At 69.1% G+C, this 12,474-nt stretch carries 10 protein-coding genes; 7 read left to right on the top strand and 3 right to left on the bottom strand.

Annotated elements, in window-relative coordinates:
* The first annotated feature begins 5 nt into the window (after positions 1–5).
* The gene (locus tag AC2H6A_RS04675; protein ID WP_484271977.1) at positions 6–359 is read left to right on the top strand and encodes a hypothetical protein; all 354 of its coding nucleotides are present in this window, start codon (positions 6–8) and stop codon (positions 357–359) included.
* On the opposite strand, the gene AC2H6A_RS04680 is transcribed toward AC2H6A_RS04675, so the two are convergent.
* Genes AC2H6A_RS04680 through AC2H6A_RS04690 form a run of 3 tightly spaced genes read right to left on the bottom strand, consistent with a single transcriptional unit; the run spans position 360 to position 4,438 of the window.
* Positions 360–2,225, bottom strand: coding sequence for a flavin-containing monooxygenase (locus tag AC2H6A_RS04680; protein ID WP_484271978.1), 1,866 nt, complete (start codon positions 2,223–2,225; stop codon positions 360–362).
* Positions 2,226–2,276: 51 nt separating this feature from the next.
* Entirely contained in the window at positions 2,277–3,893 is a 1,617-nt protein-coding gene (locus tag AC2H6A_RS04685) for a caspase family protein (protein WP_484271979.1), read from the bottom strand.
* 14 nt (positions 3,894–3,907) lie between these two features.
* The gene (locus AC2H6A_RS04690) at positions 3,908–4,438 is read right to left on the bottom strand and encodes a hypothetical protein (RefSeq protein ID WP_484271980.1); all 531 of its coding nucleotides are present in this window, start codon (positions 4,436–4,438) and stop codon (positions 3,908–3,910) included.
* Between the two features lie 209 nt (positions 4,439–4,647).
* Here AC2H6A_RS04690 and AC2H6A_RS04695 point away from each other — a divergent pair, with 209 nt between their 5' ends.
* From AC2H6A_RS04695 to AC2H6A_RS04720, 6 genes are all read left to right on the top strand, one after another.
* On the top strand, positions 4,648–5,622 hold the full coding sequence (locus AC2H6A_RS04695; protein ID WP_484271981.1) for a hydroxyacid dehydrogenase: 975 nt from the start codon (positions 4,648–4,650) through the stop codon (positions 5,620–5,622).
* Complete coding sequence (locus AC2H6A_RS04700; protein ID WP_484271982.1) at positions 5,619–6,701, top strand: malate/lactate/ureidoglycolate dehydrogenase; 1,083 nt, start codon at positions 5,619–5,621, stop codon at positions 6,699–6,701. The genes AC2H6A_RS04695 and AC2H6A_RS04700 overlap by 4 nt, the downstream gene beginning before the upstream one ends.
* Positions 6,702–6,715: 14 nt before the next feature.
* Positions 6,716–7,957, top strand: coding sequence for a cytochrome P450 (locus AC2H6A_RS04705; RefSeq protein WP_484271983.1), 1,242 nt, complete (start codon positions 6,716–6,718; stop codon positions 7,955–7,957).
* A 97-nt stretch (positions 7,958–8,054) separates the two neighbouring features.
* Positions 8,055–9,137 carry a Zn-dependent alcohol dehydrogenase gene (locus AC2H6A_RS04710; RefSeq protein WP_484271984.1) on the top strand — a complete coding sequence of 361 codons (1,083 nt, stop codon included), beginning with the start codon at positions 8,055–8,057 and terminating at the stop codon, positions 9,135–9,137.
* A 7-nt stretch (positions 9,138–9,144) separates the two neighbouring features.
* Positions 9,145–10,173 (top strand): Bug family tripartite tricarboxylate transporter substrate binding protein, encoded by a 1,029-nt coding sequence (locus tag AC2H6A_RS04715; protein ID WP_484271985.1) that lies wholly within the window; start codon positions 9,145–9,147, stop codon positions 10,171–10,173.
* A gap of 147 nt (positions 10,174–10,320) precedes the next feature.
* On the top strand, positions 10,321–12,474 hold a 2,154-nt coding region (locus AC2H6A_RS04720), incomplete at its 3' end, for a PhoX family protein (RefSeq protein WP_484271986.1).

Raw genomic sequence — 12,474 nt, forward strand, 5'->3', positions numbered from 1 at the left:
AGACCGTGAGTCTGGTCAGCCGGTATCTGGAGTCCAGGGGCATCCCCACCGTGGTCATCGGCTCGGCGCGCGACATCGTCGAAGAGTGCGGCGTGGCCCGCTTCCTGTTCACCGACTTTCCGCTCGGCAATCCGGTGGGCAAGCCGGATGACCCGGCCATGCAGCGGGCGAGCGTGGGCCATGCGCTCGACCTGCTCGAGGGCGCCCGACTGCCGCGCACCACGGTGCAGACGCCCTGGCGCTGGAGCGAAGACGAATCCTGGCGGGAGGTCTATGCCCGCGTGGACCCGGCGCGCGCCGAGGCGCTGCGCCAGGAGGGCGAGGCCCGTCGGGCCACCTACCAGCAGAACCGCACGTAGTCAGGCCCTCGCCTCGAACACATAGGGATCGAGCGAGGCCTGCGCGGCCTCGCGCAGCGAGTGCCACTTCCTGGGCCCGCCGTAGTAGGCGAGGCTGCCGGGCTCGGCGTTGCCCTCGCCGTTGTAATAGGACAGGCAGTCGCGCAGCGGGCGGGTCATGAGGTCGGCGTCACGGCAGTGGGCCGCGTAGGCGTCCTCGGGCTCGCGGCGGATGTCCACCACCGCCGCGCCGCGCTCGCGCAGGGTGCGCAGCATCCACACCACATAGTCGGTGTGGGCCTCCAGACCGAGGATGAAGTTGAACTGCCCGCCGCCGCCCTGCGGGCCCGACATGATGAACAGGTTGGGAAAGCCGTGGCTGTGCAGCCCGAGAAAGGTGCGCACCCCGCCGCTTTGCCACTTGTCGCGCAGGCTCACGCCGTTGCGGCCGACGATCATGTTGAAGGTGGCGGTGGCCATCCACTGGAAACCGGTGGCATAGATGAGCACATCAAGCGGGTACTCCACGCCGTCATGCACCACGCCGCGCGGCGTGATCCGGCTCACCCCGAGCGGGGCGGTGTCCACCAGGGTGACATGCGGCAGATTGAAGGTGGGCAGGTACTCGTCGTGGAAGGTGGGCCGCTTGCAGCCGTAGGGGTAGTAGGGCTTGAGCGCCGCCGCGGTCTTCGGGTTGGTGACGATCGCATCCACGCGCGCGCGGATCTGCTCCATGATCCGGAAGTTGGTGTCGAGCTGCTTGCTGATCATCTCCTCGGGCGTGAGCTCGCGCTCATGCTGCTTGCGCTCCTTGAAGTCGGTCACCTTGCCCGAGAGATAGTCGTCGTTGCCCTGCAGCGCGGTGCGCCCCGAGGAGATGCGCGACAGGCGCTCTCGCCGGGCCAGCGCCCAGCCCGGCTCCTGCTTCCAGGCGGCGATCTCTTCCGGGGTGGTGGCGCGCTGGTCGCGCACATCGATGGTGGACGGGGTGCGCTGGAACACCACCAGCTCGCTCACCACCTTGGCCAGCTCGGGGATCACCTGCACGGCGGTGGCGCCGGTGCCGATGATGCCCACCCGCTTGCCGGCGAGGTCGACATGGTAGTTCCAGCGCGAGGTGTGGAAGGACTCGCCGGCAAAGCTCTCCATGCCTTCGATGCGGGCGAGCTTGGGCGTGGTGAGGATGCCGTTGGCGAGCACCACCGCCCTGGCCTGCATGCGATCGCCGCGGTCGGTGTGCACCAGCCAGCGCGCCTGGGCCTCGTCCCACACCGTCTTCTCGACGGTGGTGTGGAACAGGCACCGGTCGTAGAAGCCGGTGCGCTCGGCCACCAGCTGACAGTACTCCAGGATCTCGAAGCCCGACGCGAACTTCATGCTGGGGAAGTAGCCCATCTCCTCGAGCAGGGGCAGGTAGCTGTAGGCCTCGACATCGCAGGCGATGCCGGGATAGCGGTTCCAGTACCAGGTGCCGCCGACATCGCCGCCCTTCTCGCAGAAGCGCACATCGGTGAAGCCCGCCTTGCGCAGCTTGTGCCACAGCAGCAGCCCGCCGAAACCCGCGCCGATGACCAGCACCTCGCAGGTGTCGGTAAGCGGCTCGCGCGGCACGGGCGGGGCGGAGTAGACATCCTGCAGGTAGCGCGCGAACTCGCCCTCCATGGCCATGTAGTCGGCCGCCCCGCGGCGCGCCTCCTTGTAGTCGCGGTAGCGGGCCTGCTCCTGGGCGTTGAAGACCGCGCCGGGCGGTGGCGGCGGCAGCACCTTGAGCGACTCGTCGGTGACGGCGGAGTAGCCCTTGCCGGCGATGCGCTCGGTGGCCTTGGCGGCGCGGGTGCTGAAGGACTTGAGCCCGGTGGCGGGGTCGGTGCGGACGGCTGGCGTCATGAGGGGCTCCGGAACGAGACGACGAACGGCGCCTGCCGGGCAGGACGACGATCAGTAGGTGACAGGCGCGACACGCCGCGCGGCAGGCTGAGCGTACTCGGTGAGCTCGATGCGCTCGCCCTCGATCACCCGTCCATCGACACGGGCGACGCTCTCGAGTGCCAGAAAACCGCGCATCTTCTCGGGCGCCACCCAGGCGGTGCGCTCGAGCAGCGCACCGTTGACGAGGTTGGCACCGCGGGCCTCGATGCGGAAGGCATCGAAGGTGCCCGAAGGCAGGGTGATCCGCTCGCGGCCGGCCACCCGCAGGCTGAAGCGCAGGGTGGCGTTGCGTCCATTGGGCAGCGTGACCACGAACTGCGCGGACCAGCGCTTGCCGATCTGGTAGTCGGGGATGAAGAACTGGTATGGGGTCCAGCGCCGACCCTCGGGATCACGCACATTGTTGCCGAAGAGATCGGTCACCCAGGCGCTGTCTTCGTAGAACACTTCATCGTTCTGGATGCGGCTTACGGTCAGGCGCAGCGGCTCACGGGCCGCACCGGTGGCGAGATCGGTGCGTCGATAGCTGTAGCGCTCGCCCACGCGATAGCCCACCGCCTCGCCCGTGTAGGCACCCGGGCCGCAGGCGCAGCCCTCGGTGCGGCCGGCCAGCGGGCGGATGCCGCGCTCGCGCCGCGCGGCCAGCAGCTGATCGAGCCGGTGCTGGGCCAGCTCCGAAAACTTGCCATCGGGCCGCAGCCGGATGAAGGCCTCGAGCTCATCGACCGCGTTGCTGAAGCGCAGGCTCATCCAGCGGTTGAGGTCTTCGTCGAACTCGCGCGCCGCATCGCGCGGCACGCTCGAGGGCACGAAGGAAAAGTCGCTCTCGAGCGAGGTGCTCTCCCAGGGAATCTGCGCCCCCTGCGAGGCGCGACGCACGCTCAGGCGCACCCGCTTGAAGACATCCTCGATGGCCGCGCCCTCGGTGGTCATCTCGCGCAGCAGGCTGCCGGTGTACAGGCCGTTGTCGTCGGGGCCGTCATCGGCGACATTGCCCGGCGCGGTGGCATAGGCCAGCAGCGTGCCGGGCGGCGCATCGATCTGCGACAGGCCCTTGTCGTCGACCCGGAAGTCGGGGCCGAAGGGATTGTCGCGGCAGGCATCGAGAATGATCAGGTTGGCCGCGTTGCGCGCCAGGCTGAGCTGGTCGAGGAGCAGGCCCAGGTCCACCGCCTGCGACTGCAGGTCGGCCTTGCTGCGGATGCGGGCATCCACCGGCACCAGAAAGTTGCGCCAGTTGAGCTGCAGGCCGTGGCCGGCGTAGTAGAAGACCCCCACCCCGCGGGTGCGGGCGAGGGTCTGGGCAAACTCGCGGATGCCACGCTGCATGTCGTCGCGACCGGCATCCAGGCGTTCGGTGACCTCGAAGCCGGCCGCCCGCAGACGCGCCGCCACCGCGCGCGCGTCATTGGCCGGGTTGCGCAAGGGCGCCTGCAGGTAGCGGCTGTTGCCGATGACCAGGGCGTGCCGGGCCGGGGCCGCCAGCGCAAGCCCCGCCGGGCCCAGCGGCATGGTGGCCACGGCCGGCGCCGGCAAGGCCGATGGCGCCGCCGATGGTTGCGCGGTGGCCGGAGGTCCGGCAAGCAGGCCCGCGAGCAGCCCCAGCAGGCCCAGGAAGCCGCGCATGCCCATGACCCTGCTCAGCCCGGGCGGCGCACGAACACGATGCGGTCGATCAGCGACTCGCCGGCCGCGTTGTTGCGCAGGCGGATCTGCGCGTCATAGCCCTGCACCTTGCGAAAGAGTGCCCGGTAGGCCATCTCGGAGCCGACCTTGAAGGCGCTCCACAGCGTGGTGAGCGCGCCGATGATGAGCACCGGGTTGCGTGTGGCGAGGGCGTCGGGATCGGGCACGACCTGGATCTTGCCGCCGTGGGTCTCGACAGCGGCCATCCAGCTCTGCAGCCGTGCGGGCAGCGCGTTGGGGGTGACCCGGTCGTAGAAGGCCACCGCCACGGTCGGCCGGCCCTCGCTCAGGGCACGCGAGAGGGCTTCATCGAAGCTCTGCAGATCGATGAAGCGCAGTGGCTCGGCGGGTGAGGCGGTCGGCGAACCGGGAGCGGATGCGCCGCCCCCCGACGCCGGCGGCGTCGATTGACAGCCGGCCAGGGCCAGGCCAAGGCCGAGACAGGAGACAAGGCAGGACCGGCGGACGAGCAGGCTGGACTTCATGATGACGGCAGATGATGGGTGGGTGACGGACTGCGAAGGGCAGACGCGCAGCATGGCATCGCCCGGCAGGATTGAGAAGGCCCGCGCCCGGAAGGCACGCTCAGGCAAGGCAGCCGGCCCGCGCAAAATGAGCCTGCGCGACTTGACCCTGCGGGCCGGCCGGCAGCAGCATCGACCACCCCCTCCAACCCCCTGATGCCAAGGCCGCCATGACCCATGTGATCCTCATCCCCGAGAACATCGCCCCCGACGGCCTGAAGCCCGTGGCGGGCCGCACCGATGTCGAACTGCGCCGCTTCCCCGGCAACATCAGCCAGACCGACTTCCGCGCCCTGCTGCCCGGCGCGCATGGTGCGGTGCTCGGCCTCACCCGCATCGGCGATGCCGAGCTCGACGCCGGCCCGGCCCTGCGGGTGGTGGCGCGCATCGGCGTGGGCTACGACACCATCGATGTGCCGGCGCTCACCCGGCGCAAGGTGCCGCTGATGATCACCGGCACCGCCAACTCGGTGTCGGTGGCCGAACAGGCGCTGGCCTTCATGTTCGCCCATGCCAAGCGGGTGGCCGACATGCACGCGCGGGTGATCAGCCACCGCTGGAACAGCCGCTTCGAGAACTTCCCGGCCGACCTTTACCAGAAGCAGGTGGTGATCGTGGGCTTCGGGCGCATCGGCGCGCGCATGGCCAGGCGCTGCGTGGCGCTCGAGATGGACACCCTGGTCTACGACCCGCATGTCAGCCAGGACCATATCCGCATGGTGGGCGCCACCCCGGTAGCCGATCTCGATGCCGCGCTGGCTCAGGCCGACTATGTGAGCATCCATTGCCCCAAGACGCCGCAGACCGTCGACCTGTTCGACGCCGCGCGCCTGGCGCGCATGAAGCGCGGGGCGGTGCTGATCAACACCGCGCGCGGCGGCATCGTCAACGAAGCCGCGCTGGCCGCGGCCCTCACCCGCGGGCATCTCGCCGGCGCGGGTCTGGATGTGCTGGCAAGCGAGCCGCCCGAGCCCGACAACCCGCTGCTCACCCTGCCCACCGTGATCACCGCGCCGCACATGGCGGGCGTGACCATCGAGGCCTGGAACCGCATGGCCTTCACCGCCATGCGCAATGTGCTCGAGGTGCTCGACGGCAAGCCCAACCGCGAGAACACGGTCAACCCCGAGGTGTACGGCGCATGATCCATATCGCCGCCCCGGCGCTGCGCGACTTCGTCGCCGCCATCTTCGAGAAGGCCGGCTGTTCGGCGGCCGAGTCTGCCCGCATCGGGCACTACCTGGTCTCGGCCAACCTCTCGGGTCATGACAGCCATGGCGTGGTGCGGGTGCCGCGCTATGTGCAGATGAAGCACGACGGCGCGGTGGTTGCCGACCGCGAGCTCGAACGGGTGGTGGACACCCCGGTGATCGCGGTGGTTGATGGCCGCTTCGGATTTGGCCAGACCGTGGCACCCGCGGCCACCCGCATCGGCATCGAGAAGTGCAAGGCCAGCGGCCTGTCGGCGGTGGCGCTGCGCAATGCCGGCCACATCGGGCGGGTGGGCGACTTCGCCGAGATGGCCGCCGCCGAGGGCCTGGTGTCGGTGCACTTCGTGAACGCGGCCGGCAGCGTGCTGGTGGCGCCCTTCGGCGGGGTGGAGCGGCGCTTTTCCACCGCGCCCTACTGCGTGGGCGTGCCGCGCCCGGGGCAATCGCCGCTGGTGCTCGACTTCGCCACCTCGGTGGTGGCCGAGGGCAAGGTGCTGGTGGCCAGCCAGGGCGGCAAGCCGGTGCCCGAGGACGCGCTGATCGGGCCCGATGGTCGCACCGGCAACGATCCGCACATGCTCTACGGCCCCTATGAGCCGCTGGGCCCGCGCGACCACCGGCAGGGCGAGGGCGCGATCCGCGCCTTCGGCGACCACAAGGGCTCGGGCCTGGCCATGATGTGCGAGCTGCTCGGCGGCGCGCTCTCGGGCACCGGCGCCACCGCCCCCGATCGCCCCTTTGCCAACGGCATGCTGTCGATCTTCCTCGACCCGGCGCGCATCGACCCCTCGCTGATGTTCGGCGGCGAGGTGCTGCGCTATGTCGACTATGTGAAGAGTTCGCGCCCGGCCGAGCCCGGCGGCGAGGTGCTGATGCCCGGCGAGGTCGAGGAACGCTACCGCGCGCAGCGCCAGCGCGAGGGCTGCCCGCTGCCCGATGACACCTGGCAGTCGATCGTCGCCTGTGCGCGCTCGGTGGGCGTGCCGCAGAGCGCCGTGCCGGCGGTTCGCTGAAACGGAGGCCCGACATGACCACCACTGCCCCCACCCTGACGCGCCCGACGAGCGGGATGGACCCGATCGATGTCAGCGACCCCGCCCTCTTCCAGAACCACACGGTTGGGCCGCTCTTTGCGCGCCTGCGACGCGAAGACCCGGTGCACTGGTGCCCGCAAAGCCGGTTCGGGCCCTACTGGTCGGTGACCCGCTACAAGGATGTGATGCAGGTCGAGGTGAACCACGCGGTGTTCTCCTCGAGCATCGAGTACGGCGGCATCACCATCCGCGACCAGCCCGAGGGCTATCGCCGGCCCTCGTTCATCTCGTCGGACCCGCCCCGGCACGACGAGCAGCGCAAGACCATCAGCCCGATCGTGGGGCCGGGCAATCTCGCGCAGATGGAGGCGCTCATCCGCGAGCGCACCCGCAGCGTGCTCGACGATCTCCCTCGCAACCAGACCTTCGACTGGGTGGAGCGGGTGTCCGTCGAGCTCACCACCCGCATGCTGGCCACCCTGTTCGACTTCCCCTTCGAGGACCGGCGCCTGCTCACCTGGTGGTCCGATGTGGCCACCGCCGACCTGCAGTCGGGCCTGGGCATCGACTCCGAGGAGAAGCGCCTGGCCGAGCTGATGAAGTGCTTCGAGTACTTCCAGCGGCTCTGGAAGGAGCGCGAGGCTCAGCCGCCGCGAACTGACCTGGTGTCCATGCTCGCCCACGGCGCGGCCACGCGCGCCATGGCACCGATGGAGTTCCTGGGCAATGTGGTGCTGCTGATCGTGGGCGGCAACGACACCACGCGCAACTCCATGTCGGGCGGTCTGCATGCCATGCTCACCCACCCCGGCGAGTGGGACAAGCTGCGCGCCAACCCGGCGCTGGTGAGCAGCCTGGTGCCCGAGATCGTGCGCTGGCAGTCGCCGGTGGCGCACATGCGCCGCACCGCGCTGGCCGACTTCGAGCTCGGCGGCAAGACCATCCGGCGCGGTGACAAGGTGGTGATGTGGTACCTGTCGGCCAACCGCGACGAGGCGGCGATCGAGCGGGCCGACGAGTTCATCATCGACCGTGCCCGGCCGCGCCAGCACATCTCCTTCGGCTTCGGCATCCATCGCTGCGTGGGCAATCGCCTGGCCGAGCTGCAGCTGAAGATCCTCTGGGAGGAGATCCTGGAACGCTTCCCGCGCATCGAGCTTGCCGGCGAACCGCGGCGCCTGTATTCCAACTTCATTCACGGCTTCACCGCGCTGCCGGTGCGCATCCCGGGCTGACGCAGCCCGGGCGAGGCGCCCCGCCCTGCCGCCTGCCGGCAGGGCGCCGCAGCCAGGCCCGCCCTCCCCCGTCACCCACCATCCCTCAGGAGACCCGATGAAAGCCGCCGTCTTCCATGCGCCCAACCAGCCGCTCACCATCGAGGATGTCGAGATCGACAAGCCCGGTCCGCGCGAGGTGCTGATCCGCACCGCGGTGGCCGGTCTGTGCCACAGCGACCTGCACTTCATGGAGGGCAAGTGGCCCTGGCCGGTGCCGGCGGTGCTTGGCCACGAGTCTGCGGGCGTGGTCGAGGCCGTGGGCCGCGATGTCAGCTATGTGAAGCCCGGCGACCATGTCATCACCTGCCTGTCGGTGTTCTGCGGGCACTGCGAGTACTGCATCACCGGGCGCATGAGCCTGTGCTCGAACACCGATGTGAAGATGCTGCCCGGGGCGGCCAGGCGGCTGCGCTGGAAAGGCCAGCATCTCAACCAGTACCTGAACCTGTCCTCGTTCGCCGAGCAGATGCTGGTGCACGAGCATGCGCTGGTGAAGATCACCCCCGAGATGCCACTTGACCTTGCCGCGCTGATCGGCTGCGGCGTGATGACCGGCTTCGGCGCCATCATCCACACAGCCAAGGTGCAGCCCGGCAGCACCGTGGCGGTGGTGGGCTGCGGCGGCATCGGTCTGGCGGCGGTCAACGGCGCGGCCATCGCGGGCGCGGGCCGCATCATCGCCATCGACAAGGACCCGGCCAAGCTCGAGCTGGCCAGGCGCTTCGGCGCCACCGACGGCGTGGTCTCGGGCGACGACACCGCCAAGCGCGTCATGGAGATGACCTCGGGCGGCGTGCATGACTCGTTCGAATGCGTGGGCCTGAAGCAGACCGCCGAGCTGTGCTTCCAGATGCTGCGCCCGGGCGGCACCGCCACCATCGTGGGCATGATCCCCATGGGCACCAAGATCGAGCTGCATGGCCCCGACTTCCTGCGCGAGCGGCGCATGCAGGGCTCCTCGATGGGCTCCAACCACTTCCGCATCGACATGCCGCGGCTGATCCAGTTCTACCAGCAGGGCCGGCTGCACCTCGATGAACTGATCTCCGGGCGACTGAAGCTCGAGCAGATCAACGAGGGCTTCGAGGCGCTGAAGAAGGGCGGCGTCTCGCGCAATGTGATCGTGTTCGAACACTGAGGCCGCCATGAGACGACGCGTGCTTGCCGGCCTGGCGGCCGGTCTTGGCGGACTGGGTGGCGCGGGCGGCCTCGGTGGTCTGGGCGGGCTCGCCAGCCTCGGGGGCCTGGCGCTGCCGCAGGCGGCCCGCGCCCAGGCCACGGCCTGGCCGTCGCGGCCGGCCCGGTTCATCGTGGGCCTGGGCCCCGGCAGCGGCGCCGACACCGGCACCCGCTTCGTGGCCGAGCGCTTCACCAAGGTCACCGGCCAGCCCGCCACCGTTGAGAACCGCCCCGGGGGCGACGGCATCATCGCAGTGCAGACCCTGCTGCAGGCGCCGCCCGATGGCCACACCCTCATGTACATCACGCCCTCGCCCATGGTGCTCACGCCCATGCTGCGGCCCGAGACCCCCTACGATCCCCTGCGCGATGTGCGGCCGGTGGCCTTCCAGTCGCGCAGCTACTCGGTGATCGTCACCGGCGCCAACTCCCGCTTCAAGACGCTGCCCGAGCTGATCGCCGAGGCGCGTGCCCGGCCCAACACCGTGAAGATGTCCAACTACGGGCACCACTACCGGATCGGCGGACTCTCGCTGCAGAAGGTCACCGGCGCGGAGTTCATCCATGTGGCCTACAAGGGCGCGGGGCAGGCCAACAACGATGTGATCGCCGGCGACATCGATCTGGCGATCACCGACCATGGCGGCGCCATGCCGTTGATCGAGGCCGGCAAGCTGCGCCCGCTGGCCATGACCAGCCCCACCCGCCACCGCTTCCTGCCGAATGTGCCCACCGCGCGTGAACTCGGCATACCCTTCGAGCTGATGGTCTGGGTGGGCTATGGCATCTCGGCCAAGGTGCCCGAACCGGTCGCCAGGCGGGTGGAGGAGGTGCTGCTCGAGATCATCCGCTCGCCGGAGTTCGCGGCCTACAACGAGCGTCAGGGTGGCGCCGAGACCGTGGCCGGCAGCGGCGAGCAGCTGCGTCGCCACATCGAATCCGAATTCGCGCGTTATCGTGAACTCGCGCGCACCATGAGCCTGGCCGAGCGCTGAGCGCCGCCCCGCTGTCACCAACCTGCCATCTTTCTGCCATGCGGCCGACACATCGGCCGCGCATCCTCCCTGCGCCGGACTGCCGCCGGCGATCCACGGTCAGCCCGCCGGCTTCGCGGCGGCCAAGGCCTCATCGGGAGTGAATGCATGTCAGACAAGATCGATACCGTCCACAACACCTCCGCCAACGAGCACTTCCAGTCGGTGCTCGAGCGTTCGCTGAAGAGCCCTTCCCGGCGAAGCCTGATCCGCGGCGGCGTGGGCCTGGCCGCGCTGGGCACGCTGCCGCTGATGGCCGCCTGTGGCAGCGATGCCGCGTCCGCCACCGAGACCAGTCTCGGTTTCGAGCCGGTGACCAAGAGCCTGCTCGACGATGTGGTGCTGCCTGCCGGCTACACCTACACCGTGCTGCACGCCACGGGTGACCGCCTGGCCAACACCGTGGCCGCCTACTCCAACAAGGGCACCGAGACCGACGACTGGTCGCAGCGCGTGGGCGATCACCATGACGGCATGGACCTGTTCTTCATCGGCAGCAACGGCAAGTTCACCGGCACCGACACCGGTCGTGCCGTGCTTGCGGTGAACCATGAAAGCTCGGCCGACGCGCACTTCTTCAATGCCCGCGGCCAGACCTCCAACGGCGTCAGCGGCAAGAAGTTCACCCAGTTCGGTGACTGGGATCTGGGCAACCGCCCCGCGCTGGAAGTGCTCAAGGAGATCAACCACCACGGCGTGAGCCTGGTGGAAGTCACCCGTTCGGGCAACAGCTGGAAGATGGTGGGTGACTCGATCTACAACCGTCGCGTCAACGCGCAGACCCCGGTTCGCGTCGCCGGTCCGGCAGCCCACCTGAGCGCGATCCGCGCGATGATGGTCACCCGCTACGACGCCACCGGCGCCACCGCGCGCGGCACGCTGAACAACTGCGGCCACGGCATGACGCCGTGGGGCACCTACCTCGCCTGCGAGGAAAACTGGGCGGTGTACTTCTCGATGCCCAAGGGTTCCAACGCGGTCGATGCCAAGACCATCGCGTCGCGCAGCCGCTATGGCGTGGCCAGCGCGCCGCTGAGCGCCGCTGCCACCACCGGAAGCGGTCAGGGCTGGCACACCCCCGACGCAGCCGATGACCGCTTTGCCCGCTGGAACATCTCGGCGGTGGGCGCCTCGGCAGCCGAGGACTTCCGCAACGAACCCAACACCTTCGGCTACAACCTGGAGATCGACCCGCTGAGCGGCGCCACTTCCGTCAAGCGGGTAGGCATGGGCCGCTTCGCCCATGAGGCGGCGGTTTGCGGCACGCCGGAGGCCGGCAAGCCGCTGGCGTTCTACATGGGCTGCGATTCCCGCAACGAGTACATCTACAAGTTCGTGAGCGCCGCCAACTGGGACCCGGCCGACATCGGCGGTGGCATTGCCGCCGGCGACAAGTACCTCGACGAAGGCAAGCTCTACGCGGCCAGGTTCAACGCCGATGGCAGCGGCCAGTGGCTGGAACTGACCATCACCGACCCGAAGATCAGCGGCTACAGCGCCTATGCCTTCGCCAACCAGGCTGATGTGCTGATCAATGCCCGTCATGCGGCCGATGCGGTGGGCGCCACCAAGATGGACCGTCCGGAGTGGGGTGCGGTGAACCCGGCCAACGGCGAAATCTACTTTGCCCTGACCAACAACAACGCCAGCAACCGCACCCCCACCAAGGTGGATGCGGCCAACCCGCGGGCCTACACCGATCCGGACGGCCGCAAGGGTTCGGGCAACCCGAACGGGCACATCATCCGCTTCAAGGAAACCGGCAAGCTGTCGACGGCCACCGGTTTCACCTGGGACATCTTCCTCTTTGGCGCCGAAGACAAGACCGCCGACCACAATCTCTCGGGCCTCACCGCGAAGAACGCCTTCTCCTCGCCCGACGGCCTGTGGTTCAGCAAGGCCACCGGCATCTGCTGGATCCAGACCGATGACGGCGCCATGACCGACGAAACCGGCTGCATGCTGCTGGCCGCGATTCCGGGCCAGGTGGGCGACGGCGGCAAGGTCACGGTGAACAACCGCATGGTGGTCAACGGCGTCGAGCAGACCGGCAAGCAGGAGACTTTTGTGGGTGCCACGCTGGGCGATGCGCGTCTGCGTCGCTTCCTGGTGGCGCCTCCCGGAGCCGAGGTCACCGGCATCACCGAGACGCCGGACGGCCGCACGCTCTTCGTCAACATCCAGCACCCCGGAGAGAACACCAAGCCGGGCGGTGCACCCGAGAGCCTCTGGCCCGGCAACAAGGGCTATGGCCGCGTTGGC

The sequence above is a fragment of the Quisquiliibacterium sp. genome (assembly GCF_982640115.1).

Bases quoted from the DNA above. Each gene is read 5' to 3' on its own strand.
- AC2H6A_RS04680 (WP_484271978.1), bottom strand. From the start codon at position 2,225: ATGACGCCAGCCGTCCGCACCGACCCCGCCACCGGGCTCAAGTCCTTC.
- AC2H6A_RS04685 (WP_484271979.1), bottom strand. From the start codon at position 3,893: ATGCGCGGCTTCCTGGGCCTGCTGGGGCTGCTCGCGGGCCTGCTTGCC.
- AC2H6A_RS04690 (WP_484271980.1), bottom strand. From the start codon at position 4,438: ATGAAGTCCAGCCTGCTCGTCCGCCGGTCCTGCCTTGTCTCCTGTCTC.
- AC2H6A_RS04695 (WP_484271981.1), top strand. From the start codon at position 4,648: ATGACCCATGTGATCCTCATCCCCGAGAACATCGCCCCCGACGGCCTG.
- AC2H6A_RS04700 (WP_484271982.1), top strand. From the start codon at position 5,619: ATGATCCATATCGCCGCCCCGGCGCTGCGCGACTTCGTCGCCGCCATC.
- AC2H6A_RS04705 (WP_484271983.1), top strand. From the start codon at position 6,716: ATGACCACCACTGCCCCCACCCTGACGCGCCCGACGAGCGGGATGGAC.
- AC2H6A_RS04710 (WP_484271984.1), top strand. From the start codon at position 8,055: ATGAAAGCCGCCGTCTTCCATGCGCCCAACCAGCCGCTCACCATCGAG.
- AC2H6A_RS04715 (WP_484271985.1), top strand. From the start codon at position 9,145: ATGAGACGACGCGTGCTTGCCGGCCTGGCGGCCGGTCTTGGCGGACTG.